This window comes from Spirosoma fluviale (genome assembly GCF_900230225.1).
In the GTDB taxonomy this organism is placed as follows: domain Bacteria; phylum Bacteroidota; class Bacteroidia; order Cytophagales; family Spirosomataceae; genus Spirosoma; species Spirosoma fluviale.
In genome coordinates this window covers 34,289-60,835 of sequence record NZ_OCNH01000004.1, presented here as the reverse complement: position 1 = coordinate 60,835, position 26,547 = coordinate 34,289, and the positions used below count along the sequence as shown (strand labels likewise).

The 26,547-nt window shown below is 54.1% G+C and carries 17 protein-coding genes and 1 tRNA gene; 6 read left to right on the top strand and 12 right to left on the bottom strand.

Going from position 1 to position 26,547, the window contains the following annotated elements:
• Position 1 precedes the first annotated feature (1 nt).
• Positions 2 to 937 (top strand): homoserine kinase, encoded by a 936-nt coding sequence (locus CRO74_RS21560; RefSeq protein ID WP_097128826.1) that lies wholly within the window; start codon positions 2 to 4, stop codon positions 935 to 937.
• Here the strand turns inward: CRO74_RS21560 and CRO74_RS21555 are convergent.
• From CRO74_RS21555 to CRO74_RS21510, 10 genes are all read right to left on the bottom strand, one after another.
• Complete coding sequence (locus CRO74_RS21555; RefSeq protein ID WP_097128824.1) at positions 930 to 2,636, bottom strand: glycoside hydrolase family 43 protein; 1,707 nt, start codon at positions 2,634 to 2,636, stop codon at positions 930 to 932. The genes CRO74_RS21560 and CRO74_RS21555 overlap by 8 nt on opposite strands.
• A 9-nt stretch (positions 2,637 to 2,645) precedes the next feature.
• Positions 2,646 to 3,659: a pectinesterase family protein gene (locus tag CRO74_RS21550; RefSeq protein WP_097128822.1), complete on the bottom strand. Its 1,014-nt coding sequence runs from the start codon at positions 3,657 to 3,659 to the stop codon at positions 2,646 to 2,648.
• A 222-nt stretch (positions 3,660 to 3,881) separates the two neighbouring features.
• Positions 3,882 to 5,315, bottom strand: coding sequence for a glucuronate isomerase (gene uxaC / locus CRO74_RS21545; RefSeq protein WP_097128821.1), 1,434 nt, complete (start codon positions 5,313 to 5,315; stop codon positions 3,882 to 3,884).
• A gap of 41 nt (positions 5,316 to 5,356) precedes the next feature.
• On the bottom strand, positions 5,357 to 7,012 hold the full coding sequence (locus CRO74_RS21540) for a UxaA family hydrolase (protein ID WP_097128819.1): 1,656 nt from the start codon (positions 7,010 to 7,012) through the stop codon (positions 5,357 to 5,359).
• Between the two features lie 381 nt (positions 7,013 to 7,393).
• Positions 7,394 to 9,049 carry a glycoside hydrolase family 28 protein gene (locus tag CRO74_RS21535; RefSeq protein WP_097128817.1) on the bottom strand — a complete coding sequence of 552 codons (1,656 nt, stop codon included), beginning with the start codon at positions 9,047 to 9,049 and terminating at the stop codon, positions 7,394 to 7,396.
• A 69-nt stretch (positions 9,050 to 9,118) separates the two neighbouring features.
• Positions 9,119 to 10,765: a RagB/SusD family nutrient uptake outer membrane protein gene (locus tag CRO74_RS21530; protein ID WP_097128816.1), complete on the bottom strand. Its 1,647-nt coding sequence runs from the start codon at positions 10,763 to 10,765 to the stop codon at positions 9,119 to 9,121.
• A 19-nt stretch (positions 10,766 to 10,784) separates the two neighbouring features.
• Positions 10,785 to 14,102 carry a TonB-dependent receptor gene (locus tag CRO74_RS21525; RefSeq protein WP_245877940.1) on the bottom strand — a complete coding sequence of 1,106 codons (3,318 nt, stop codon included), beginning with the start codon at positions 14,100 to 14,102 and terminating at the stop codon, positions 10,785 to 10,787.
• Between the two features lie 214 nt (positions 14,103 to 14,316).
• Positions 14,317 to 15,354, bottom strand: coding sequence for a FecR family protein (locus CRO74_RS21520; RefSeq protein WP_097128812.1), 1,038 nt, complete (start codon positions 15,352 to 15,354; stop codon positions 14,317 to 14,319).
• Positions 15,355 to 15,590: 236 nt separating this feature from the next.
• Positions 15,591 to 17,129, bottom strand: coding sequence for a DUF4394 domain-containing protein (locus CRO74_RS21515; protein WP_097128810.1), 1,539 nt, complete (start codon positions 17,127 to 17,129; stop codon positions 15,591 to 15,593).
• A 147-nt stretch (positions 17,130 to 17,276) separates the two neighbouring features.
• A complete protein-coding gene (locus CRO74_RS21510) occupies positions 17,277 to 18,776 on the bottom strand; it encodes a capsule assembly Wzi family protein (RefSeq protein ID WP_097128808.1) in 1,500 nt (499 codons plus the stop codon).
• A gap of 133 nt (positions 18,777 to 18,909) precedes the next feature.
• Between CRO74_RS21510 and CRO74_RS21505 the strand changes: the two genes are divergently transcribed.
• Positions 18,910 to 19,746, top strand: a complete 837-nt coding sequence (locus tag CRO74_RS21505; RefSeq protein ID WP_097128806.1) for an aldo/keto reductase — start codon at positions 18,910 to 18,912, stop codon at positions 19,744 to 19,746.
• Between the two features lie 9 nt (positions 19,747 to 19,755).
• Here CRO74_RS21505 and CRO74_RS21500 read toward each other — a convergent pair whose 3' ends face one another.
• Positions 19,756 to 20,532 carry a Nif3-like dinuclear metal center hexameric protein gene (locus CRO74_RS21500; protein WP_097128804.1) on the bottom strand — a complete coding sequence of 259 codons (777 nt, stop codon included), beginning with the start codon at positions 20,530 to 20,532 and terminating at the stop codon, positions 19,756 to 19,758.
• A gap of 35 nt (positions 20,533 to 20,567) precedes the next feature.
• Between CRO74_RS21500 and CRO74_RS21495 the strand changes: the two genes are divergently transcribed.
• From CRO74_RS21495 to CRO74_RS21480, 4 genes are all read left to right on the top strand, one after another.
• Positions 20,568 to 21,116, top strand: coding sequence for a dihydrofolate reductase family protein (locus CRO74_RS21495; RefSeq protein ID WP_097128803.1), 549 nt, complete (start codon positions 20,568 to 20,570; stop codon positions 21,114 to 21,116).
• Positions 21,117 to 21,479: 363 nt separating this feature from the next.
• Positions 21,480 to 22,865 carry an MATE family efflux transporter gene (locus CRO74_RS21490; RefSeq protein WP_097128800.1) on the top strand — a complete coding sequence of 462 codons (1,386 nt, stop codon included), beginning with the start codon at positions 21,480 to 21,482 and terminating at the stop codon, positions 22,863 to 22,865.
• A 211-nt stretch (positions 22,866 to 23,076) separates the two neighbouring features.
• A complete protein-coding gene (gene hflX, locus CRO74_RS21485) occupies positions 23,077 to 24,357 on the top strand; it encodes a GTPase HflX (protein WP_097128798.1) in 1,281 nt (426 codons plus the stop codon).
• A gap of 68 nt (positions 24,358 to 24,425) precedes the next feature.
• A tRNA-Arg gene (locus tag CRO74_RS21480) sits at positions 24,426 to 24,497 on the top strand.
• A 69-nt stretch (positions 24,498 to 24,566) separates the two neighbouring features.
• Here CRO74_RS21480 and CRO74_RS21475 read toward each other — a convergent pair.
• Positions 24,567 to 26,522 (bottom strand): hypothetical protein, encoded by a 1,956-nt coding sequence (locus tag CRO74_RS21475; protein ID WP_097128796.1) that lies wholly within the window; start codon positions 26,520 to 26,522, stop codon positions 24,567 to 24,569.
• Positions 26,523 to 26,547 lie beyond the last annotated feature (25 nt).

Here is a 26,547-nt window from a genome sequence, read left to right as displayed (position 1 = left end):
CGTGGATTCTATTCGAGTATTTGCCCCCGCCACTGTGGCTAATGTTGCCTGTGGATTTGATATTTTTGGGTTTGCCGTTGATAACCCCGGCGACCAGATTGTACTGACAACCAGCGACGAGCCGGGCGTTCGGATCATAGATATTATTGGCGACCAGGGTCGGCTGCCCCGCGAAGCATCCCGCAATACGGCGGGTATTGCCATACAGACCTATCTAAAGAGCATTAACCGTACGGACCTTGGTCTCGACATTGTGCTGCATAAGCAGATGCCCCTCGGGAGCGGCCTGGGTTCCAGTGCGGCCAGTGCCGTAGCGGGTGTGTTTGCCGTTAATGAGCTGCTTGGTCGGCCATTGCCTACTCTGAAATTGCTGCCCTTTGCGATGGAGGGTGAACGCATTGCCTGTGGCTCGGCCCATGCCGATAACGTGGGCCCGTCGCTGCTGGGTGGATTTGTGGTAGTGCGAAGTTACAGTCCGTTGGACGTTATCAAGATCGAAACCCCCGCGACGCTGTTCTGCACGCTGGTACACCCCGATATTGAGGTCAATACCAAAGACGCGCGCTTCATCCTGAAGAACGAAGTGTCGCTCAAGAATACGATTACCCAGATGGGTAACGTGGCCGGTCTGATCGCCGGTCTGATGACGCCCGACTATAGCCTTATCAGCCGTTCGCTCGTCGACGTAATCATTGAGCCGGTACGAGCTATCCTGATTCCCGAGTTCAACGAAGCCAAACAGGCCGCGCTGGACAACGGCGCCCTGGGGTGTAGCATTTCTGGCTCCGGTCCGTCGATGTTTGCGCTGAGCCGAGATGCGCAAACCGCCGAAAAGGTGGGTGCCGCCATGCAGCAGGCGTTCTTGGCCGTTGGCATCGCCAGCGAAGCTTACGTATCGGAAATCAACCGGCAGGGACCGAAAGTACTTCCTAATTAAGCGAAGGATTTACGCCCGATACTGGCTCCACCCGGAACCAGTCGAAATCGGCATAGCCCGAATCGTTGATCTGGGTGGTGCGGGTGCAGAAGATACCCAGCTTCGCACCAATCCAGCGGCCCGGTTCAGCCTGAAATTCGTCGCCGGTTTTGATGAAATTCTGGCCGTCGAGGCTATAGCTGAATTGGCACTTCGCGCCTTTCAGTACCTGAACACGCAGGTAAATCGGCGTGTTGGCGTTGATTCGGGCGATGGTCGTTTCGTCTTCCGGCTTCCCGTCGGCGGCCTTTTTGCAAACGGTGTGCACCAGCCGGATGCCATCTTTGGTGCTTTTCAGGGTCAGATTGGCATAACTCATTCCCATCACAATCAGCCCCGTTTTCTCATTTTCGAGCTTCGGGTTGGGCGTAAACGTCAGTTTCGTAGTGGCCATAAACGTCTCCGCCGGGAACTTCTGCATCAGCAGGTTGGGCACGTCCCACAGGTTGCGGGCTTCGTCCGGGGCTTTGGCCGAATACAGCCGCAAAAAGCCCTGATTGCTGGTTGTGTGCCAGATGCCTTTGGGATTCGCCTGCCATTGCCACTGCAAGCCAAGTTTCAGGCTGTTGAATTCATCAGAATCCGGCGGGGTGGCTATCGGCGATGCTTTCCCGGCAACGGCTGGCTTTTTATAGGTTAGAACGGGTTCGCCTTTGCCATCGCCTTCGGCATCCACGCCAATAACGGGCCAGTCGTTCACCCATTTCATGGGTTGCAGATGCACCACCCGCCCGTAAGCGTCTTTATCCTGAAAATGCAGAAACCAGTCTTCGTCGGCTTTTCCCTTGCCTGCGTTCACCGTCACCCATGCGCCCTGATGCGGGCCGTTGATCGGACTCTTGCCCTGATCCATTACCACTTTTCGCTCGTAGGGGCCGTAGATGTTCTTCGAACGTAACACCAGTTGCCAGCCCGTCGAGACGCCACCCGCCGGGGCAAAAAGGTAGTAATAGCCGTTTCGTTTGTAGACCTTCGGGCCTTCGATGGTGGGATCGGTTGCGTGGCCGTCGTACACGATTACGCCTTCATCCATCACCTTCGAGCCAGCCGCGTTGAGCTTTTTGATGGTCAGAATACTCTTGATTCCTGCGCGGCTTCCCGCCCAGCCGTGCGCCAGATAAACCTGCCCGTCGTCGTCGTCCCAGAGCGGACAAGGATCGATCAGCCCTTTGCCGCCTTCCACCAGCACCGGGTCCGACCAGGGTCCGGCCGGATTGGTTGCTTTGGTGAGATAGATGCCGAAATCGGGGTCGGGGTAGTAGATATAGAATTCGTTGTTGTGGTAGCGGATGGCCGGTGCCCACACCCCGTTGCCGTGCTGGGTTTTCTCGAAATGGTCGAACGGAGGCTGGCGTTTCAGGGCGTGCCCGATGAGGGTCCAGTTGACCAGATCCGTCGAGTGCAGAATTGGCAGACCGGGAATGGCGTCGAAGCTGGAAGCGACCAGATAGAAGTCGTTGCCCGCTCGACACACATCCGGGTCGGAGTAGTCGGCGTTCAGGACGGGATTCTTATACGAACCATTCCCTAAATCAGGCACCCAGACGGCTGAGACGGCAGAATTGCTGGAAACGGCTTTCAGACGGGTCGTCTTCGCCGGTTGGGCAACGACCGACAGGGCCGTCAAAAACAATAAACCAAGGGTTAGGCGGGGAGTCATGAGCTTAACTTAAGGGTGTTGGACGGCAGGTAGCCAGGGCGATTTGCCGGAAAAGATGCTTGCCAGTGTCAATTGCTTAACCTCGTTGGCGGTGAGCTGCTTCGACCAGCCAACCCGCCCCGATGTACTGCTGCCCGGTCCGGTGTTGCCGTATTCGGCGTACAGGACCGTTTTTTCGTTGTCGGCATTGTTCCAGTTGTCCCAGCCCGCGGGCAGGATGTGGCTATCCATCTGCGTCCGAACGAAGATAGTTTTGGCGTTCGGTCGCCACGGACGGCCCAGATAGACTTTCTTGGCAACCGGGTCGGCGGTGAGCTTGCAATCAAAGAAGATGAACCCGTAGGGCTGGTAAACGGGTGTGGCGGCTGCGGTGATGAACGAATCCGAGAGGCTTTTGATGGTACACGACTGAAAAACGGACACCGATTTCCCGAAGATAAAATCCGTCGTTCCTTCGATAAAGCAGTTTTCGTAGTACTGACGACTGTCTTCGGCGGCTGCAAAAAGGGTATCCTGATTGCCCAGCAAATTACAGTTTCTGCATACGAACCGATCACCTTCCACATGCAGCGCCACCGCCTGCCCAACCCGGCCAGCGGTGTTCCGAATGGTCAGGTTTTCGAGGATCGTTTCCGGCGCATCGACCAGTACCGTGTACGTCGTATAGGTGCTGTATTTGTCCTTTCCGGTCCAGTCTTTTCCACCCGGATACGCTTTCCCGGAAAAATCATCACCCGTAATGATTACACCTTCCCTGCTTTCGCCGATGATGTGAATGTTTGGTTTCCAGGACGGGATGACCAGCTTTTCGGCGTAGACTCCGTTTTTGACATACAGCGTCACCGGAACCTGCGAGTGGTCCCGGAACGAGTTGACCGCTTCCTGAATGGTTTTGAAATTACCACTGCCATCCTGCGCCACGGTAAATGAAGCCGGATACGTTGCCGATGCCGGGGGCGTTGTTTGGGCAAAGGTGTTGATCGTTAGGAGAATCGGGAATAAAAATAGGAGGGTTTTATTCATCGTTATTGGTTTATGTCTTGTTGTTTTATAAGCTACCCCGGCTCGGCATAGTCTGTGACTATGTCGTGGCGTTATCCGGTCTCTGACCGGCGTATTAGGCTGGTTATTTACTCCGGTCAGAGACCGGATAACACTCAGACATAGTCACAGACTATGCCCAACGATCACCGAATGCTCAACTTTACCAGTCTCTGATGAAGCTCAGTAACGGGTTACTCAGCTTCACACTGCCAGTTCCATGGGTTTGCTGCTGAAGCCGAAGTACGTTTTTGCGTTGCCATAGCAGATTTTTTGGACTACCTGGCCGGTCCAGTCGATGTCGTCGGGGAGTTCGCCGTTTTCGATGTCGTTGCCGAACAGGTTGCAGAGAATCCGGCGGAAATACTCGTGGCGCGGGTAGCTCAGGAAACTGCGCGAATCGGTGAGCATACCCACGAACCGGCTCAACAGACCCATGTTGGAAAGCGCGTTCAGTTGCCGCTCCATGCCGTCCTTCTGATCGAGAAACCACCAGCCCGAGCCAAACTGCACTTTACCTGCTACGGACCCGTCGTTGAAATTGCCGATCATGGTCGCCATCAACTCATTGTCGCCGGGGTTTAGATTGTACAGGATCGTCTTGGCCAGCTTGTTGGTCGTGTCGAGCCGGTCGAGGAAGCGAGCCAGTGCCCGCGCCTGCGAGAAGTCGCCGATGCTGTCCCAGCCGGTATCGGGACCCAGTTGGCGCAACATGCGGGAGTTGTTGTTGCGCAGAGCGCCGAGGTGAAACTGCTGGGTCCAGCCTTTCTCCCAGTCCATTTCGGCCAGATACACCAGCATGGCCGATTTGAACTTCAGGACCTCCGGTTCCGTCAGCGACTGACCGGCCTGCCGCAGTTTGTCGAAAATAGCGTTGATTTCGGCCTCCGAGTAGGATTCGGCGTAAATCTGCTCCAATCCGTGGTCGGAGAGTTTACAGCCCATGGCCGCAAAGTAATCGTGCCGCTGGCGCAGCGCATCCAGAAAGTCGTTGAAATTCCTGATCTCCCGGTTGCTGGCTGCTTCCAGCCGGGCAACATACTGGTTAAAGGCTGCCCCATCGTCGACCGCCATAGCTTTGTCGGGCCGGAAGGTGGGCAACACGCTGATCTCGAAGCCCGCATCGAGCAACGTCTGGTGGTGTTCCAGCGAATCGACCGGGTCGTCGGTGGTGCAAACGGTCTCCACGTTCATCCGGCGGAGCAGGTTCCGCACCGAGAAATCCGGTGATTGTAGTTGTTTGGTACAACTGTCGTAGATACGACGGGCACTCTGTCCGTTGAGGGTTTCGGTAATGCCGAAATACCGCTGCAATTCCAGGTGTGTCCAGTGGTAAAGCGGGTTGCGCAGGGTGTAGGGTACGGTTTCGGCCCACTTCTGGAATTTGGCGAAGTCGTCCTGCTTCCCGGTGCAATAGCTCTCATCGACGCCATTGGCCCGCATGGCCCGCCACTTGTAATGATCGCCGTAAAGCCAGATCTGGGTCAGGTTCTCGAACGTCAGGTCATTGGCAATCTGGTCGGGCGGCAGGTGACAGTGGTAGTCGATAATGGGCATTGGCTTGGCAAACTCATGGTAGAGTTGCTGAGCCGTTTCGGTTTGCAGCAGAAAGTTTTCCGTTAAAAAAGGCTTTTTCATGGGTAATATGATGAATGAATCGTTGTGTATTGGGTAGCTTCTTAAAGAGAAACGCCCCGTTTCCAGGGGATAAAGTCGTCCTGCCCGTGGCGCATAGCGGCTACGTCCAGGGTGCCACTGGCTACCCGGATAATCTGTTCCAGCAAGCGCTCTCCGGCCTGTTCGATGGTCTCCTCACCGTCGATGATGGTGCCTGTGTTGACGTCGATAATGTCCGGCATTCGGTTGGCCAGAGCCGTGTTGCTGGCAATCTTCACGACGGGCGCAATGGGGTTGCCGGTTGGGGTGCCCAGCCCCGTGGTGAACAGCACGACGGTAGCGCCCGAAGCGACCTCGGCCGTTGTCGACTCCACATCATTGCCGGGTGTACAGAGCAGATTCAGCCCCGGTTTGGTGACCAGTTCGGGATAATCCAGAACGGCCACCACGGGCGATGTACCCCCTTTTTTGGATGCCCCCGCCGATTTCATGGCGTCGGTGATGAGCCCGTCACGGATGTTGCCCGGCGAGGGATTCATGTCGAACCCCGACCCGGCTTCCTTGGCCCGTTGGGCGTAGGTAGTCATCAACTGCCGGAATCTTTCGGCCGTTTCGGCATCTACACTCCGGTCGCAAAGTTCCTGCTCCACCCCGCAGAGCTCGGGAAATTCGGCCAGGATAACGGTGCCGCCAAGGGCAACCAGCAGATCGGACGTGTGCCCCAGGGCGGGATTGGCCGAAATGCCTGAAAAGCCGTCCGAGCCACCACATTCCAGCCCAATCGTCAGTTTGCTGAGCGGCGCCGGTTGCCGCACACAGGTATTGGCCTGCATCAGTCCCGCAAAGGTTTGTCGCAGCGCCTGGCTGATCAGGGCTTCTTCGGTGCCGATGGTCTGCTGTTCCAGCACAAACAGAGGCTTGTCGAACTGGGGGCTCCGTTTCTGAATCTCTTCCTGCAACATAGCCACCTGCGCATTCTGGCAGCCGAGACTCAGTACCGTAGCCCCCGCCACGTTCGGATGGGTGATGTAGCCCGCCAGCAAACCGCACAAAGCCTGTGCATCCTGACGGGTGCCGCCACAACCGCCTTCGTGCGCCAGAAATTTCACCCCGTCGACGTTAGGAAACAGGCGCGTTGGCTGCCCGAACGGTTGCTCGGGCTGATCCAGATCGGCCCGTAACACATCCTCTACCGTTCGACCGGCCTGTACCAGCGCCATCAATCCCTGCGTCTGGTGCTGATAGGAATTGCGTCGGCCGTAGCCCAGATCGTGGACGAGGGCCTCTTCCAGCACCTGAATGTTCCGATTCTCGCAGAACACAAGCGGCACCACGAGCCAATAGTTGGCCGTTCCCACCCGCCCATCCGAGCGGTGGTAACCCATAAACGTCCGGTTCTGCCAGCGGTCGACGGCGGGGGGCGTCCATTGGTAGGAGGCCCCGGCCAGATCGTAGCTGCTGGTGGCGTGTACAACGTTGAAGGTGGTGAGTCGGCCACCCGCCGGAATGGCCTGTTTGGCTTTACCGACCAGCACGCCGTACATGGTAATGGCATCGCCGGGGGCAAAGGACTGGATGGCCAGTTTGTGTTTGGCCGGAATGGATTCCGTCACGATCAGGGTCGAATCGTCCCAGTATACCCGGTCGCCGGGTTCAAGGTCGGCGAGGGCAACCAGAACGGAATCGGCGGGGTGTATTTTTAACGCGGTTTGTTTCATGTTGTCAGGGCTGGGGTGGGGTAAACACCTTTATCCTCGTTAAAATTGTCTTTTTTACAGAAATACGCCTGACCACCAGCAGGCTGTTTAAGGTGTTTTCTGACGAAGATTAAACAGGCGGTTTTTGCGAACGAAGTGTTACCAAATATTTATTCACGCAATCGTTATCGGGAACGTTGCCGAATTAGCGGGGATCGGTGAAGGGGAAGGTTATTGGCTAATAGTTTTGGGGGAACGAGTACTTGTATGTTAATTCATAAAAGTTAGACTTTGGCGGGAATGTAGCGCGGATCTTTAGTCCGCGTAGCCGTCAGGCTAAAACAGGATGACGTTTTTAGCCTGACGGCTACGCGGACTAAAGATCCGCGATACGTTATTCTTTTACTTCGTAGCCGTTAGCAGCAGGCTCTTTTCGGCGGCTCCGTGGGTGAATTCGGTTTTGGTGCGGGCTTTGGACGTGTCGGTGTTGGTGACTTTGATGGCCTGGCTGCGTTCGCCGTCAATCGAGAACAGCACATCGGTATTGGCCGGGTACTGGATGTTGTTGAACGTCAGGTTGCTGCTGTTCGTGACGCTGATGACGGGTTTCGTGGACGTCGACAGCAGATTTATGTTATCGAGCTGAATGCCGCTGGCATCGACCAGTTCGACACCTTTCTCCGTTTCGAGAACCATGTTCGCCATGGCAATCTGTTGAATCGCCATTTCGGGAAGTCCACGGACAAAGATGCCTTTCTTCGCACCGGTACAGACGACGTTCTCGAAGCGCATATTTCGGAAAACGGGCGTGCCTTCATTGACGACAGGCCGCTCGTCGCGTACGCCGTCCGTCGCGAATTTGACGAAGTAGTACATGTCGAAGAAGATGGCTTCCTGCGCGATGTTCTTCATGAAAATATCTTTGGCGTAAATGTGCTCGACCACTCCGCCCCGCCCGCGAACCGACTTGAACCGCAGCCCCTTGTCGGTACCCATGAACGTACAGTTGGAAACGAACAGATACCGGGCACCTCCGCTCATCTCGCTGCCGACTACAAAGCCGCCGTGACCGTTATACACGGTGTTGTTGCGGATAATGCCGTTTTCGGTGGGCATTCCCCGTTTTCGACCTTCCTCGTCCTTGCCGGACTTAATGCAGATGGCATCGTCGCCCACGTCGAGTGTACACCCTTCAATGAGAAAATTCTTACAGGATTCGATGTCCATGCCATCCCCGTTATGCGCGTACTCCGGGTTTTTGGTGGTCACATTCCGAAGGGTGAGATCCTGGCACATCAGCGGATGCAGACACCAGGCGGGTGAGTTCTGGAACGTGACGCCTTCCAGCAGCACTTTTTTGCAGTTGGTGAGCACCACCAGATTCGGCCGCAGAAAGTCTTTCATGTCGGCGAAATCCTGGGGCGTTTTTCCCGGTACCAGCAGCATACTCCGGTTTTCGGTGCTGGCTTTTTTGAACTGCTCACTCGGGTACCAGGTCTTGCCGTCGTCTTTCAGTACTCCGCCCGAAGCGACCTTTTCATGCCATTGGCTCTCGGTAAGCTGGCTTTTATGCACCGCCCGCCACACATCGCCGTTCCCGTCCAGAATCCCCTGACCCGTAATACCCACATTCACCAGATTCGTACCCGACACCGGCGACTGGTTGCGGGCCGCGCGTTTGCCTTCGTACACCCCTTCTACCAGCGCATATTGGGTCTTGTCGGTAGTGAACAGCAGCGTAGCGGCCCTTTTCAGGTGCAGGTTCACATTGCTTTTCAGAACAATTGGACCGGTGAGCCATATGCCTGCGGGCACCAGCACCACGCCACCGCCTTTCTGGCTACAGGTCGAAATCGCCTTGTTGATGGCCTGGGTATTGAGGGAAACACCGTCGGGTTTGGCACCGAAGGCTGTAATGTTGGTCGTGTCGCGCCGGAACGTCGGCTGAACAATTTTGGGCAGGTTCGCCCAGCTATAGGTCGGCGTGGTCTGCGCCGTTGCCGAAAAACTGGTCAGAAGCGAAGCGATAACGATGAGGAAAAAGGAATGTCTGGTCATTTGGTTGGCTATGTTGGGGTGTAAAAACTCCGGGCCAGACTAGTGCCTGGCCCGGAAAGAATTTATTGGCTATTGATAGCCCTGATTTTGCGCAAACTCGGTTTTGTTGGTCACGGCGTCCAGCTGGGTTTGCGGAATGGGCCGCAGCACCTGAAAATCCTGAAGGTTAATGGCATTATCGGGGGCATAGGCCCGGATGCGCTCCAGCAGCTTACCGGTACGTTTCAGGTCGAACCACCGAATCTGCTCGCCAGCCAGCTCGCGGGCACGCTCGTCCAGAATGAAATCGAGCGTTACCTGCGCCGGTGCGATCTGCATGGCGGCAGCTTTGCCGGGTTTGGCCGCCCGTGTACGCAGTACGTTGACGTAATCGGCGGCAGCTTGTAGATTACCCAGTTTCATTTGGGCTTCGGCGGCAATCAGATACACCTCGGCGAGCCGGATCACGAACACATCGCGGGCACTTTGCGCTTCGTTTAGGCTGGCGCGGGTTGGGTCAATAAACTTGGATAGGCTCGGGTAACGCAGGTTGTCTTTCACCGTTCCGTTGGCGTTGTAGATTTTGCTTCGGTCGTAGGTCTGGTACTTGCGCGTAGCCTCGAACGCATCCGGAATGTCGCGCCGGGTGCAATACACGGCCGTATCGCCCAGGCTCATACCCGCCGGACGGGAGGTTGCGTTGGCATACCACACCTCGGTAAACGAGCCTTCGTAGCGGGCGTCGTTTTCGCTGTACAGGTCGAGCAGGAAGCGGGTAGGCATGTAGCGGTTGAAGGGACGGCCGTTGGCAATATCCCGGATCATGCCGGGGCGGTCGTCGTACTTCATCAGGAACAGTAAATGGGCGTTATTGCTGCCCCGGCTGTGGCCGTACGGATTGAAGGTCGAGTTGGCCAGGTCGTTCAGTACCAGATTGGTCGAATAGTCCACGACGTAGATAGCCTCTTTGGTTTTGAGGTTGCTCATCTTCCAGAGGTCGGCGTAGTTGGTTTCGAGTTTGTAGCCGTAGTTGCCGGTCAAAACGGCCTGCGCGGTTTCCAGCGCTTCTTTATTCATGCCCCGAGTCAGGTACATACGGGCCAGAAACGCCTGCGCGGCTCCTTTCGTCACCCGGCCATACTGCGGCTGCGTAACGGGCAGATTGGCAGCGGCAAACTTCAAATCCTCGAAAATCTGATTGTAAAACGTTTCCACCGGCGTGCGGTTGGCCGTGGAGATGATCCCGTTCGTTTCCTGCGTGGTGAAGTGAACGCCACCCCAGGTTTCAACGATATGCCAGTAATAGAAGGCACGCAGAAACCGGAGTTCTCCTTCCCGAATGGGCCGCAGGGTAGCCGACAAACCCGCCTGGCCGATGCGGCTGATGCCGCCGTTGCAGAGGTTGATGGCGGCATAAAATTCCCGCCACTCGTTGCTGAGGGCACCATTGCTGCCCTGGAGGTTCAGGTACTGAGTCAAATCGCGGTACACCTCGCCGGAGCCACTCGTCCAGATATCGGTACCCGTTTCGGCAATATTATAGCCTTCTTCTTTGCCGTACCACCACCGCTGATAGGTGTAGGCGGCATTGACCAGCGTTTCGAAGCCTTCGGGCGTGGTATACACAGTCTCTGCGGTCAGGCCGCTGGGGTTGTATTCGTCCAGCACATCTTTACACGCGAAGAGGGTGCACAAAGAGAGTAGGACTAACCCCGTTCGCATTAGGTATGAATTCATGTTGACTAAAGTTTTTGGGTTATAGATTGACATTCAGGCCGAAGACGTACAGTTTGGTCATGGGGAAGTTCTCCGAACCACCCCGTTCAGGGTCGTAATTCAGCTTCGTGAAGGTGACCAGGTTCTTGCCCGTTACGTACACTCGAACGCCCCGAACAACCTTGGGGAGCATTTTGACTGGTACGTTATAGGCCAGTGTGATGTTCCGGATTCGGGCGTAGGTGCCATCCTGATAGCCCAGCGTGGAGAGGTATTTCAGGCCACCATTCCTGTTGGGGCGCGGGTAGGCGTTGGTTGGATTTTCGGGCGTCCAGTAGTCCAGACCCGCCGTGCTGTTGCCAACTCCCTGCTGGTCGAAACGCGCCGACCGGTCGGAGTTGATCATCTGACCCACACGGGCGTAGAGGAACAAATTCAGGTCGAACCCTTTGAATTTAAATGTGTTGTCGAAGCCGCCACTCCACTTGGGGCGGGGCGTTCCCAGGATGATCCGGTCGTTGACGGCGTCGATCTTGCCATCGTTGTTCTGGTCTTTCACTTTGACTTCGCCGGGTAGCTGCGTGGGCGCAAGTTTGGCCGCCAGATCGGCTTCCGAAGTCTGCCAGATGCCTAGTTTCTCGTAGTCATAATACACGCTGATGGGCGAGCCAACAAACCAGCCATTGCCGATGTCGTTGGAACCGGTCACCAGTTCGGTGATTTCCTCCTTGTTTTTGGTGAAGGTGACGTTGCTGCTCCAGGTCAGGTTCTGGGTGCGGATGTTGGTGCTTCCCAGTGACAGTTCAAGGCCCCGGTTGCGGGTTTTGCCTATGTTCTGTTTCACGGTCGTTACGCCGGTTGTTGGCGGAAGGCCCCGGTCCAGCAGCAGGTCGGAGGTGCGGGTGTCGTAATAGTCGAGCGATGCGTTGACGCGGCCGTTGAACAGACCGAAATCCAGGCCTATGTTTTTGGTGTTCGATAATTCCCAGCCGAGGGCGGTGTTGCCCACGTTTCGGGAGAAGGTATAGGCCGGAGCGGAGATGTCATCGAAACCAAAGGCCAGTCGGGTGAGGGTGGTCTGGGTCGCGTAGGGGCCGGACGGGTCGTTGCCCGCTACGCCATAACTCGCCCGGATTTTGAGGTCGCTCAGCCCTTTTATGTCCTGCATGAATTTCTCCTCGATAACCCGCCACGCAAAAGCCGCCGAGGGAAAGAACGTCCATTTGTTGCCCAACGCCAGCTTCGACGAACCATCTTCGCGGGCGGTCAGCGTCAGCAGATACCGGTCGCGGAAGGCGTAGTTCAGGCGGGCGGCAAAGGAGACCAGGTTGTTTTTGGAGAAAGCCGAGTTGATCTTGATCTCCTCCGTAGCACTGCCCAGCGAGTAGAACAACTGCGAGGGCAGCAACTGGTTGACGCCCGAAGCCGCCGAGTTGTCGGAGGTGTTGCCCAGGTAACTGGCAATGCCCGTCATCGTGAGGGCGTGCTGGCCGAAGGTCCGCTGGTAGGTCATGACGTTCTCCCAGTTCACGGTGCGCCCGTTGCTGGTGTTGTAGGTAGACAGCGACTTACCCGTCAGCGAGCGGTCAATGGATTTGGGCGATGAATAGGCTCCGTCCCGTATGGAAGCCAGATTGACGCCCAGCGTACTCCGGAACGAAAACCCTTTGAATGGCGTCAGTTCGAGGTACCCATTGGTCAGCACCCGGGTAGTCAGCACTGAGTTATTGAACACATTGGGTTGCTCATCGGACAGGGGATTGGCCGTTTGTCCATCGAGCATGATGAAATTAAAATTGCCGTTGGCGTCGTAGAGCGACCCCAGCGGACTGATTTTGTTGGCCTGATTGAGGGGGTCCCGGCGTACGCTCTGGTTGTAATACGTCAGCTGGCTTTGCAGCCCGATCTTCATCCAGTCGTTGATCGTGAAATCGACATTGAGTCGGCCCGTATAGCGGCTCAGTTCATCCAGTTTCAGAATGCCTTTCTCGTTGAAGTAATCGACCGAAACGTACGATTTCAGCCGGTCGGTGCCTGAGCGGATACCCACCTGATAGTTCTGCTGAACCCCGTTGTGAATCAGGGCGTCCTGGTAATCGGTCCAGAGGCCTTTTTGTAGGGCGTCGTATTCGGCTACGTTGGTGAAGATAGCGGCATCATCGGCGGGGCTTTTCCAGATACCGGCGGCCCGCCACGCTTCCCGTTTGAAATCCCGGAAGCCGGTAATGTCCATCGCCTTCGGGTACATCGTCACCTGCGAAATCCCGGAATAGGCATTGAACGAAATATCGGGCTTGCCCAGCTTGCCTTTCTTGGTCGTAATCAGAATAACCCCGTTCGACCCGCGCGACCCGTAAATGGCCGTCGACGACGCATCTTTCAGGACATCCATCGTTTCGATGTCGTTGGCGTTGATATCCTCCAGGTTGCTGTACTGGATACCATCCACAATGATCAGGGGCGAGTTGTTGCCGCCAATGGAGCGGTTGCCCCGGATGGAGATGTTGATCCGAGCCCCCGCCTGTCCGCTGCTGCGGGTGATGTCGGCCCCGGCAATTTTACCCTGCGCGGCTTCGAGCACGTTGGATGTCGGTACTTCTTTCAGTTGCTCGCTCTTGAGCTGCACCACCGAGCCGGTCAGGTCTTTTTTGCGAACAGCACCGTAGCCAATGACCACGACTTCATCCAGCGAACCTACATCGGGTACCATCGATACGTTGACCGTCGGCTTGCTCCCAACCGTCACATCCTGACTCCGGTAGCCAACAAACGAGAACGTCAGCGTGATGGCGTTACCGTCCGGCACCGTGATTTTAAACTGCCCGTTGGCGTCCGTAGTCGAGCCCCGGTTGGAGCCTTTGATCACGACACTCACGCCCGGTAAGGCCGCGTTTTTCTCGTCGGTCACCGTTCCCGAGAGCGCCCGGTCGGCGGCTTCGTTCGCTGGCGTCACCAGTGAATGCGCGTCGGTATCGCTTTCCAGCACGATCTGACCGCCAACCATCCGGTAGCTTAGTTTCAGGGGGCGGAGCAATTCGGTGAGTACATCGGCCAGCCGTTTGTCGCGGGTGGTGATGGTGATCGGGCGGTCGACGCCAATCGACTTCGAGCTATACACGAAGCGGGCCGTTGTTTGCTGCTCGATCTGCGCCAGCACCACGCGAAGCCGCTGCCCTTCCACATTTAGGGTTACGGGGCGGTTCATTAACTCCTGGGCCTGGCCATCGAAGGCAAACGAGAAACTCGTGCAGGCAATCATCAGGAAGAGTTGGATAAGGGAAAGGTTCATCAATCTGGGAAGTAGATCGGCTGGCCAGCCGGACAAGCCGCCGGTGGGCACAGGTAGTCTTTTTTTCATACCTTTAAGGGTTTTGTTAGAAAGGAAATCGGCAAAACAATCCGGCTTGTCGGGGTCCGATTCGCAGTCGGTCCGATGCACGTCAGGATTCAGTAACGCTGGTTCATGTTGACGCATGACCAGCGTCTTTTTTTAATAGTCCCGGGAAACTTGAAAGGATTAGTTCATAGGCATAGAAGCGGAAAAGTGGATTAGAAATTGATTGTCGGGGCAACTATTCGGTACAGCCTTTTCCGCTGATCAAGATGGTCGTCCCCTGAATTTTATAGGTCGATTTCAAGGCTGCGCAAATAATATCCAGCTGCGTGTACAGCGGCTGATCGGTCAGGTTGGCCGTAAGCGGGCAGCTTTTCTGCTGGTCGTTCTCCAGTTCAATAGCAATTCCGTACGTCTGTTCAAGCTGCGTCAGCACATCCGCCAACGGCGCATCGTCGAACACCAGCGAAACGGTTTTTTTCTCGGCTTCTGTCGACGGGATCACTTTGGGCGCATCCACGAGGCCCGTTACAAAGTGCTGCTCGTCGGCAAAGAAGGTGGCGGCCTGATTGGGGGTTAAGAAGACCCCGTTCGCCGACGTCTGTTTCTCCGAATCCTGTTTGTATACCGTAACCCGGCCGGTAACCACTTCAACCCGCACCTTTCCCGATTCGGCTTCGGTACGGACAAAGAAACTCGTACCCAATACTTTGGTGATTACCTCGCCGGTGTGTACATAAAACGGGCGGGAGGGCATTTTCTGAATCGAGAAAAAGGCATCGCCGGTCAGGAAAACGGCGCGTTTGTCGGCGGCAAAGTGTTTGGGGAATCGAAGAGTACTCTTGGCGGATAACTGAACGAGGCTGCCATCTTCCAGCCGGACCTCTATGGGTTGCGCCGATGTATTGGACCGGTCAATCCAGCCGGTCTGCTCATCCGTCGACAGCGCCTGACCGGGCAGCAAATTTCGAATGGGCTGGCTGACGTAAAACCAGCCGCCAATGAGCAGGAGGGAAGCCGCTACGCCCAGCCAGCGGTACCGAACGGCGTGCAGAGGTCTGACGCGCCCCTGTTCAGGTTCTTCACCGGTATCCATTTTTTTTTGGATCTGATTCCAGAGACGCCCTTCGAGTTCGTCCATGTTCAGTTCCCCGCCCGATTCGCCGGTTTCCGTTTCCAGCAGGCCGTACCAGTGTTCAACAAATTGCTTCTCCTGTGGTGTACATTCGCCCCGCAGGTACTTCTCCAGGAGTTGTCTGAACGTCTTCCGACTCATGACTCTGTAGTAATGGTTTCTACAAGCTAAGTCAATGAGGGGGTCTCTAAACCGCAAAGGGTTTTATTAATTCTTTGAAAAGTCTACTAATTATTTGACGATAGGATAAATTATCTTTATAAAATTATACTCCTGATAATTGTACGGCATGGTCGTGTGAGTTGAGCCATGCTGTACAATTCCCAGGAGTATAAGAATTATAGGGTAATTCGGTACGTGATTGTGCGCTAAACGGACTAGAAGCCTAGCCCGAGTGCAAAGCCGCGAATTGTCGGGTTACCGGGCAGCGATGCGCCCGCCGTGGCCGAGCCGGTCGTTAAATTGATCGTATACAACTGGGTCGTACCGTTAGCCCGAAGCAGCGCGTAGGCGGTGCCCGATGTTCCGCCAATGTCAAACCCGTTGGCTGCTTCGGCTGTGAAGTCCAATGAACCTACGGATACCAGCGTGCCGTTGTTCGGTGGATTCTGCTGGACAAGCATGACCGAAGCCCCCTGAATGTCGAGGTTATACAGCGTGGTGGTGGTAGCACCCGCGAAATTGTTCGTGTAGGCCGAAGCCGATACCGCAGGGGTTCCCGGATTGAGCGGGCCATCTACGGCGGCAACCGCGCCGTCGTTCGGATTTAGCCGCAGGTTCTGCCCGGTCGTTGTCGTGACCCGAATCCGGTCGACGGTGGGGTTGAAATCGAAGCCAACGTCCGTTCCTGATAGCAGGGTGCTCAGCGGACCCGTACCTACCAGCGTTGCCGCCCCGTTGGAGGTGTTGATGGTGTATAGCCGACTGCTGCTGCCAATGGCGTACAGTTGCCCGTTTGCGGGTCGGAAGTCAATCCCGTAAAGCACTTCGGCGGGCTGAAGTCCCGTGAGTGCCTTGGCTATGGGAGCGGGGCTCATGGGGTTGAAGATGAGCAGGTTGCCGGTTCCGTCAAGAGCATAGGCAACGGGTTCGGTTGGGATGGCCAGACCAATAATGGTGCCGGGGAGGTTGCCCAATTTCTGCAATCGCCCCGTGGAGAGGTTGATTTGCTGTAACTCCGAAGCGCCGTTGAACGTGACCGCTACCAATCCCTGGGTGTTATCGGTTGGCGAGATGTCGAAACCCGCCGACCCCGTAATGTCTAACCCCAATGGGCCAACGTCCGTTAGTGTACCGTTGTTGGGTGGGTTCTGTATGTATAGCCGATCCGTTGCGGGGTCGATGTCGTAGAGGGTGGTCGTGGTTGAACCTGCCCGGTTGTTGGTATAGGCAACCTCCGCAATCATTGCCCCGGGAGCCCCGTTGATGTTGCCATCGATGGCGGCTACGGTGCCGGTTTCGGGATTCAATCGTAAATCCTGCCCGGTGTTCGTTACCAGCCGGATGCGGTCAACGGTTGGGTTGAAATCCAGACCAACCACCGAACCGGCCACGGCCGGGGTAAAGGCGGTAGTGGTTAGGGCGCGTCCTTCTGCCGTTGCGGTGTTGATGACAAACAGGCGACTCATGTTACTGACGCCGTAAAGCTGCCCCGTGGCGGGTCTGAAATCAATAGATAGGATTCGCTCCCCGGATGCCAGACCGGTGATGGTTGTTGTTGCCATTGGCGCATTAGGCGTCCGGATGTTTAGCCGTACCAATTGATTGGCATCGTTGAGGGCATAAATGGTGGCATCGGGCAGGCTAGAGGAATCGGGCGATAGCCGGTGGTCCTGGCAACCGTTTAGCGTTAGTAAGGAGCCGACCGCCATTAGTCCAATAAAGAGTCGAAGCGTTTTTCTGTAATGCGTAATCATAGTTTTTCGCGTTGAAAAGTAAGCAGAACACAGCCGTTCGTCGCTGCATTTGACTATACGTGACTACGCGCCAAACGGATTGGCGAAGATTAAAATTTGATTAAAAAACTCATCAGGACCGATAACCAATGGATAGCCGGACCGCGTTTACCACACCTTTTTTACACTCAGAAAACCGCCAATGCTAGCTGGCAACAGGTCGCCCCGATCTACCGCCATCGAGGTTGTAAGCACTGTGCCAGCCCAGTAATTAATTGGCCACTGGGCTGTCAGTAAGCCGGAAAACTGGTGAAACACCTGTGGGTAAGGCTGTTTGTAAGAACCGAAATTCCGGCTGTACGACAGGCGGGTCGTCAGGGTAGGGCCTCGTCGGAACGCACCCGTGGCACCTGCATACCAGGCTACAACCCGGTTGTTGGGATAGTAGCCGTTTCCGCCGTAGGTGTTTCCGATCTCTGGTGCCAGCTCGGGCCGTGGCATGATAAACGGGGTCCCCAGGGTACGCCCCCGATACGACCAGCCCTGGGTGTACTGGCTGTGGTTGAAGTAGTTATCCGCGCCCTGATAGCGCGCAGCCGGATCGAAGGTTGGCCCGCTTTGATTGGTGGTACTCAGCCATTCAAGCAAAATGCGCTGAAATCGAAATCGGGAGCTGGTTTTCGACCGATTCAGGTACCGTAGACCGATCAGGCCATCGGGCACATTCTGCAACGCCAGCCCCGACGCATCGTCGTACATATGCTGATGATAGAGAAGCCAGTTATGTTCAGTCCCGCTCCATTCTACGGCAATGTCATAGCTGCCAACGTGGTTGCCCAGCCGGTTTGTGCCGTCGAAACTTGTGAAACGGTCATTTTCCAGTGCATCCGGATACCGGCCCGTTACGAGCGACAGGTAGTCCTGAAAGGAAGTGGAGAGGCTTCCGTTCACCGCCAAAGGTGTACCAATCAGGTAGTCGGCGTGGCCACCCCATTGCACCTGATGGTTCAGCCCGGCATACACCCGGATACGCCAGTCTGGCTTGCCGATACGCCCGTACAGGTATTTCTGGTGGAGATAGCTATCCTTTATGTAGGCGTCGATGAGCCAGCCGTGCGCGTAGCCAACCCGAAACGACAGGAGTTTTTTGGTAAAGCCAATTGGCACAAAATCAGGCGTATGCAGCTGAATTTTGGGGAACGGCATGGCATTGCCCGACCAGGCCACAAAGCCCGATGTCAGGAGCGTATCGCCCAGTCCAGCTACCTCCCGACGATTACCGCCATACAGTTCAAAAACGCCGTAACGAACCTTCACGTAGGCACCGGGCAGAAGGATTACCGGTTGGCCGGAAGCAGCGCGGGGACCTGCATTGGCAACGGCACAGAGGCCAAATCCCCAATCAAACCGCGACTTTTTTCCTGAACTGGAATCGGGTCTGGGTTTATACGCACGGGCAAGCCCTAGCCGAACCGTGGCAAAGGAACCATGCAGGGGCGTAATGGCGTACTGATTGGCACGTAACCAGAACGGATTTTGGGCATCCGACGCAGTCAACCCACCAACTTCAGCCGAATACTGCATGGATCCGGACGACGAAGCGGTTTGTGACCATGCCAAAGATTGACTAATAAAAACAAGGCTGGCAATCAGGTACAATAATTGCATAAGCGCCTAAAGGGATGGGAGTATGAGACTGCTGAGCAAACATACGATGGAATGTCCAATCAAGTTTGCTTATCTTATTGTCGGTTTTCTGAAACATCTTACTCGTATTTTTCATTATTATATACTTAGATATATGAAAACAACCTACCGGATGAGTATACCATATACCACACTTAATAATGGGGTTGAAATGCCTTTGTTGGGACTCGGTGTCTATGCGCCCAAACAGAATGATGAAGTGCAGTCGGCCATTGAGTGCGCGCTCGAAGTAGGGTGCCGTTTAATTGATACGGCGGCTGCCTATGGTAACGAACGTGAAGTGGCGGATGCCATACGATCCAGCGGTATTCCCCGAAGCGACATTTTCATTACCACCAAAGTCTGGAACGAAGACCAGGGTTATAACCGTACCCTGAGGGCCTTTAACCGAAGCCTCGACCGGTTGGGCATCGACGTCGTTGACCTCTACCTGATTCACTGGCCCGTAAAAGAGCATCGTCACGAAACCTGGCGGGCGCTCGAAAAAATTTATTCGGAAGGGCGGGCCAGAGCCATTGGCGTGTCGAACCACTACCCAAATCATATTGACGAGTTACTTACCCAGGCGCACATTACCCCGGCTATCAACCAAATGGAGTTTAGCCCGTATTGCTATCTACCCGAGGTGATAGACTACTGCCGCCAGAAAACTATTCAGCCCGAAGGCTACGCACCCCTGGTTCGGGGCCAAAAAGCAGATGATCCCAAACTGGTTACACTAGCCGAAAAATACGGGAAGTCTACTTACCAGCTCCTGATCCGGTGGTCGCTGCAGCATGGTGTGGTTACCATTCCTAAGTCGGTTAAACGGGAGCGAATTCAGGAGAATTTCAATGTGCTGGATTTTGCCATTTCGGACGAAGATATGGCCCTGATGGATACGTTCTACGATAATACGCGCATTGCCGATGATCCACGTGATATGTTGTAAATAGGTCTGTTATCCTCTGATAACCAGGGGCTGATGATGTACTACGCAGTCGACCGAACATTGGTCACGCAGTAGAGTTGCCAAGGCATCCAGCCCCCATTCTTCACACCGGCGGTGCCCCACGGCAATCACCGCAATGCCGGTTTCGTCGACGGCCTGCTGACCCGGTTTTCGGTAAGCTCCCGTCAAATACAGATGGGCACCCCGGTCGGCGGCTTCCCGAACGAGGGCATCTGTCATGGCACCTACTACCGCAATTCGGGAGCTATCGGCATGCCAGCCCGTAGAACCATGCCCCGCTTCGGCCCGGTCGTACCCCCCAAAATGATCTTTAACGACAGTCAGCCAATAGTCAAACTCCTGTTCGGGCACATCAACGAGCATCCCGATTGGGCGTTTGGGTAAGGGTTCTTTAGTGGCGGTATCTGATTTATACCCTAATGGCTCCGGCGGGTTGAGCGCTCCCAACTGGCTGGCCAAGTGGGTGTTATACCCTACGGTCAGGGTTTCGTCGAAGGGAAGGTGATGGGATAAAACACCCACATCGGCCGGTAAATGCGTCAGGTCGAGTTGCCAGGGGCGGTGCAGCCACAGGGCGTCGAGGTCCATATCCGTCACCCATTTTGCCAGACCCGGAAACGGCTCCAGGGCTAACCCAATCCGTTGAACCGGCTGCGCCGACGGATGATAAACGCCCCCCTGCTCTTCTGCCGGATAGTGATGAACAGACAGCTCTTTTTTTAATAAATTAGCTATATCATTGATCGTGCGTGTAGCGGAGTCCATTTTTGTCTAACTAGAAATGTTCGGTTTAGTTTGCCATGCGAAAGCTCATTTTATACATCGCTACCTCTCTCGACGGCTACATTGCGCGTGCTGATGGCCGCGTTGACTGGCTTGAGTCGGTTCCCAATCCAGATCAGCTTGATTATGGTTATGCTGATTTCCTGGCCACTATCGATACAACTCTGATGGGCAATGCGACCTATCAAACCATACTGGGTTTCGGAGGTGACTTTCCGTATCCTGACAAAACAAACTATGTGTTCAGCCGTCAGCGCGGGCAGGCCGATACAGCCTTCATCCGGTATGTTGAGGAAGACCCGGCCACATTTACAGCGCACCTGAAAAATCAACCCGGAAAGGACATCTGGTTAGTGGGTGGCGGGCAATTAAACACCGTTCTGCTCAACGCCGGGTTGATCGACCAGTTCATTATCACGCTGGCACCGGTCAGTTTAGGCGCTGGTATTCCGCTTTTCGGCCCGGACGCCGTAGAAACACCGTTCAAACTCATAAAGTCAGAATCGTTCGAAACGGGCTTTGTGCAGGTCGTGTACGAAAAGGTGCCACCCCCAACCCCCTCCTAAAACAGGAGGGGGCTCCTCCAAAGGGTATACTTGTTTTAGCCCCCTCCTGTTTTAGGAGGGGGTTGGGGGTGGTACCGTTTCAGTTGGCAGTGTTCCCAACTTACCGTTAACTAAACTGCTTTTGGTTTTCTGGAGAAGAAAACCGTAAGTTTGCATCCTTAACAGTAGCCGCTGCTGGCGGTTCGATAAAGCCGATGATTTTCCTCGCTTAAAAACCTACGCGGTTTTTACTTCTTCTCTGGTCTCTGCCACCAGCCCATACGTCGCCTATGACGCAATTGGTGCGTTTGGTAGCCATTCTCATTTTTACCTCATTCATACGCTGTCAATAGCCGCTGGGCTGTTGCACTTCCCTTTGTTTCAATGACCAAATTCATTCGGTTATTCCTGGCCGCATTGCGCGGTACAGAAACCAATTTTACAACCGGCAGCATCAATCGGGCTATCTTCATGCTCTCCGTTCCCATGATTCTGGAAATGGTAATGGAATCGCTGTTTGCGGTTGTCGATGTCTTCTTCGTAGCCAAAATCGGGACGGAAGCTATCGCTACGGTGGGCCTTACGGAGTCGGTGCTGACCATCGTTTATTCCATAGCCATTGGTTTAAGTACAGCCGCAACCGCACTCGTGTCTCGCCGGGTTGGAGAGAATAACCAGCGGGGAGCCGGTACGGCCGTGGGGCAGGTAATTCTGGTATCCCTGACGATGGGGATTTTGATTGGCGGAATCGGCTTTGTGTGTGCCGAAGACATCCTGCGGCTGATGGGTGGCGATGCCCGGCTCATTGCCAACGGGGTCGGGTTTACGCGCATGATCTTTGCCAGTGCTCCGGCCATTGTGCTGCTGTATACCCTGAGCGGCTGTTTGCGCGGTTCGGGCGATGCCTCCGTTGCCATGCGGTCGCTGTGGTTAGCCAATGGCGTCAATATCGTCCTTTGTCCGGTCTTTATTTTCGGACTGGGTCCCGTTCCTGCATTGGGTGTAATGGGGTCGGCGGTGGCAACGACCATTGGTCGATCCATTGGCGTGTTGTATCAACTCTACGCCCTGACGCGGGTAAAAGGGGTTATCCAGGTGTTGCGGGCCGACATTACACCCGACGCGGGTATCATCCGAAACCTGTTAAGTATCGCTGTTGGGGGGACCAGCCAGTTCCTGGTCGGATCGGCCAGCTGGATATTCCTGACGCGTATCCTGTCGACCTTCGGCAGCGATGTGGTGGCGGGCTATACCATTGCGATCCGCATCATTGTGTTTACGATTCTACCCTCCTGGGGGCTGGCTAACGCTGCCGCTACGCTGGTGGGGCAGAACCTGGGGGCGGGTCAGCCCGAACGTGCCGAAACTTCCGCCTGGCGGGCCGCTTTCTGCAACATGCTCTTTCTGGCGGCCGTTGGCGCAGGGTTTTTTCTGGGTGCTGCGCCCATTGTCGGCTTGTTCGACAATAACGTCCGTGTGGTAGAAATAGCCGTCGAATGCCTTCGGGTGTTTTGCCTTGGCTATCTGTTCATGGCCTACGGGATGGTGCTTAGCCAGTCGTTGAACGGGGCTGGCGACACCCGTACCCCAACAATCATTAACATAGTGTGTTTTTGGGTTGTTGAAATCCCGCTGGCGTACCTACTGGCGCATACCCTGAACTGGGGGCCTCCGGGCGTGTTCTGGTCGGTGGCCATCAGTGAAACGTTGCTGGCCGGTGTGGCTATCTGGGTTTTCCGTCGGGGACGCTGGAAAACCGTGCAGGTGTAAGTCTGATAGGGCCTCAACAAACGCTATATCTTAAAGATATGGCGTTTGTTGACCCACCTTGAAGCCAAGTTTCGGCCGAATAAGCGGGCCTTTCCGTGCCGAAACTTTTACCGAATCAGGCCCGTTATAACTTACAGGGGTATCGTTTTTTTACGCAAAATTCAGTTTATCAGTTACCTGCGATAACCCTCAATAACCCTTACGAAACTACATGGTCGACACACATAAACCAGCCGAAACCGCTATTCTGGTAGCGGTGATCACGCAAAAGCAGACGGCTGAACAGACAAAAGAATACCTCGACGAATTGGCTTTCCTGGCCGAAACATCGGGCGTTAATACGATTCAAACGTTTACCCAAAAACTCGAACATCCCGACAACCGGACGTTCGTTGGTAAAGGTAAGCTGGAAGAAATACAGACGTTCATTCTCGACAACCCGGTCGATTGCGTCATTTTCGACGATGACCTGTCGCCCTCACAGGTGCGGAATCTGGAAGATAGCTTCAAGGATGTTAAAGTCCTTGACCGGAGCCTGCTCATCCTGAACATCTTCTCGATGCGGGCGCAAACGGCCCAGTCGCGGGTACAGGTCGAACTGGCGCAGTACCAGTACATGTATCCTCGCCTGACTCGGATGTGGAGTCACCTGACCAGCCAGAAAGGGGGCGTTGGTATGCGTGGACCGGGGGAGAAAGAGCTTGAAACGGACCGCCGGATTGTGAAAGACCGGATTGCCTTTTTGAAGGAAAAACTCGCCAAGATCGACAAGCAGAGCGTGACCCGCCGAAAGGAACGTGACCGTCTGGCACGGGTAGCGCTGGTGGGGTATACCAACGTCGGAAAATCGACGCTGATGCGTACGCTGGCGAAAGCGGATGTATTTGCCGAAAACAAGCTTTTCGCTACGGTCGATTCGACGGTGCGCAAAGTGACCCTTGGCAACATTCCGTTTCTGCTGACCGATACGGTCGGGTTTATTCGCAAACTGCCTACGATGCTTATCGAGTCGTTCAAATCGACGCTCGATGAGGTGCGCGAAGCGGATATTCTGGTACACGTTGTGGATGTTTCGCACCCGAATTTTGAGGAGCAGATCGAAGTCGTCAATTCAACGCTGGCCGACATCAAAGCGGCTGACAAACCTATGGTGCTGGTCTTCAATAAAATGGACCGGTTCTCACCCAAAGCTTCCTGGACGGAAAAAGCTGAATTGCCGGAAGAGGATGAGGTGTTCGAGGGTGGAGAAGAGGTGCTGATCCCCATGGCCGTGCAGCGAAAAACTGCTCTGGAGTACCTCAAGAAAACGTATCTGGCTCAAAAAGCGGATTACGTAGCGTTCATCTCCGCCGAGACTGGCGAGAACGTTGGTGAGCTACGGGAACTGCTTTATTCGCTGGTGAAAGAGAAACATTTCTTCATTTACCCCAACTGGGTCAACGTACCCTTAACAGAATCGGCCGAGGAGTACGGCGACGGTTTGGCGGGTTGATGGTTTTTTGGCAATTTTGCGCCCTGACAAACCTATAAGGTTTTTGAAACCTTATAGGTTTTCATTTTGGTTCCGTAGTTCAACGGATAGAATAAGCGTTTCCTAAACGCTTGATACGGGTTCGATTCCCGTCGGGACTACTAATTTTAGTGGCAAGCCTCCAGTAAGTTAATTACTGGAGGCTTGTTTGTTTTACAGCTAAACCTTTCTCAAGGTTTGCTGATAGTGTCCTGATTTTGAGAAATAGGAGCCTTGCCAGATGTTGGTTGCGCAAAAGTTGACCCTGTACTTGTGTGAATACGGTCAAGGGAATTGTGACACACAGGCGGTACAAACTGTACCGGGTTTTCCTGAAACGTTTCCCAATCGCTTTTTAATTGCTCTTTAAGTGTACCAAGATGTTTTTTATAATCTTGTGGGATTTCGTTAAGATTCTCTATCTGATCGAGGTAACGCAGTAGGTTGTAACACATAGTGAACTGCCCGGTTGCAATGAGTTGATCCCGAATGTTATCTTTAAAATCAGTCCCGTTAAACCAAAGTGTCGTATCCATTTGGCTTGCAGCATCAGCACAATCCTGCATCTTTACCGAAGGAGTAGGCCCCTTATGCCCCGTCTCATGTTCGCTACGAAGATTAGTTAAAGGAAGAGTCTTACGAGTTAGTGCATTGAGGAAAGAGGCAACGCGACGGTTTTTCCATTTATCGTTTTCATAAAAACTGTCGAATATAAGACGTCGAATTTGCTTCATCATAATATCTCCGGCCAGTAGTACCACTGAGCTAATTCGAGCTGACAGCATTTGCTTAACCGTGCCTAAGGGAATTGTAAAAAAGTATCCTTTGTAACGATGCCATACCTCGCCCCATGTGCCTCCTCCAGCTGTATTAAATTTAATCCAGGCCCACAGTATAACCGTTACCTCCAGTAATAATAGCGAAGTACACGCCCCTATTAGCCCAAACCGCCACACGTCTGAGGGTATAAACCAATAGATAATCAATGAAAATCCTGCCAGTAACAAGGCTAACCCTGTGGACAAAGCCCGTATTGAAAAACGATTTAAACCGTTATAGGGCTCGTCTGGCAATTTGTAAGCGGATATATATCGACTGTTGACATCACAGACTATAAACGTATCAAAACCTGGCTGTTTATTTTTCCCGCGATAGCGCTTTTCTGCTAACATCAATGAGCTAATAGCCTGATTATCATTTATGCCGCCATCCATTAACCCAAACGAAAAGTCAGTAGGTAGCATGGATCCAGGTAAATTCTCTGAATTCATACTATTTATTTCTTCGGCCTCGGCGTTTAGGTCCGTATCAGAAATTGATTGATTTTTGAGCTTTCCCTTTTTAATCATCACCAGTTCGGTAGCTTCTGTAATGGCCTCTCGACTACGTATAGCTCCTCGCAGCTCACCCTCAGTCAGCATTTGATGCAAGAAATCACGAGGAAACATGATGGGCTCCATACCTGCCGGGAAACAAGAACTAGCAGCCATAATATCGGCTAATTTCAATTTGCGAATTGTAGACAGACAGTCAGAACGTAGGGAAAGCCCAAAGTTTCCAATTAAACCCGTACGACCTGCCCCATCAATGTTTTGAAACCGAAATGACAGGCCATTCTGAAATTCTGTGGAGTTTACACATATCTGTTTTAGTACATTCTGATGTTCAGCGTCGCAGAATAAGCCAAAATTTGCCTTTTCGAATAATTCGTCATAAGCTAAACTGAACGCATTAATTAAGTTTCGTTGCTTATGATGACTAGTTTGATGCCAATGATCATCGGTTTCAAGTATACACATGGCACGATTCAATAGTGTTTCGCCATGCATAAAATCGCGTAATCGTATGTATGTTTTTTGAAATGCCTCCCCTTCAATTGATTCCCCTTCGTAGAGGTATTTAGCATAGAGCAGATTTACAAAACTACCGCCAGAAGCAGAAGCGATAAAACAAACCCGTTTCAGAAGGCTAATGCTGCTTCCATCAGCCGTAGTTAACTTACATCGGTTAAGATACGACAGACAGCCCAGTCCGAAGGCAGCCGCCCGAAACCCGCCACCCGATATGGAAAGAGCTATTTGACCTAGTGGAGTAAACGGTATTGGCGTTGTGTCCTTTTTCGTGGTATTACTTGATGGAGATGGCATGGCGAAACGAATAACGTGCTAATCA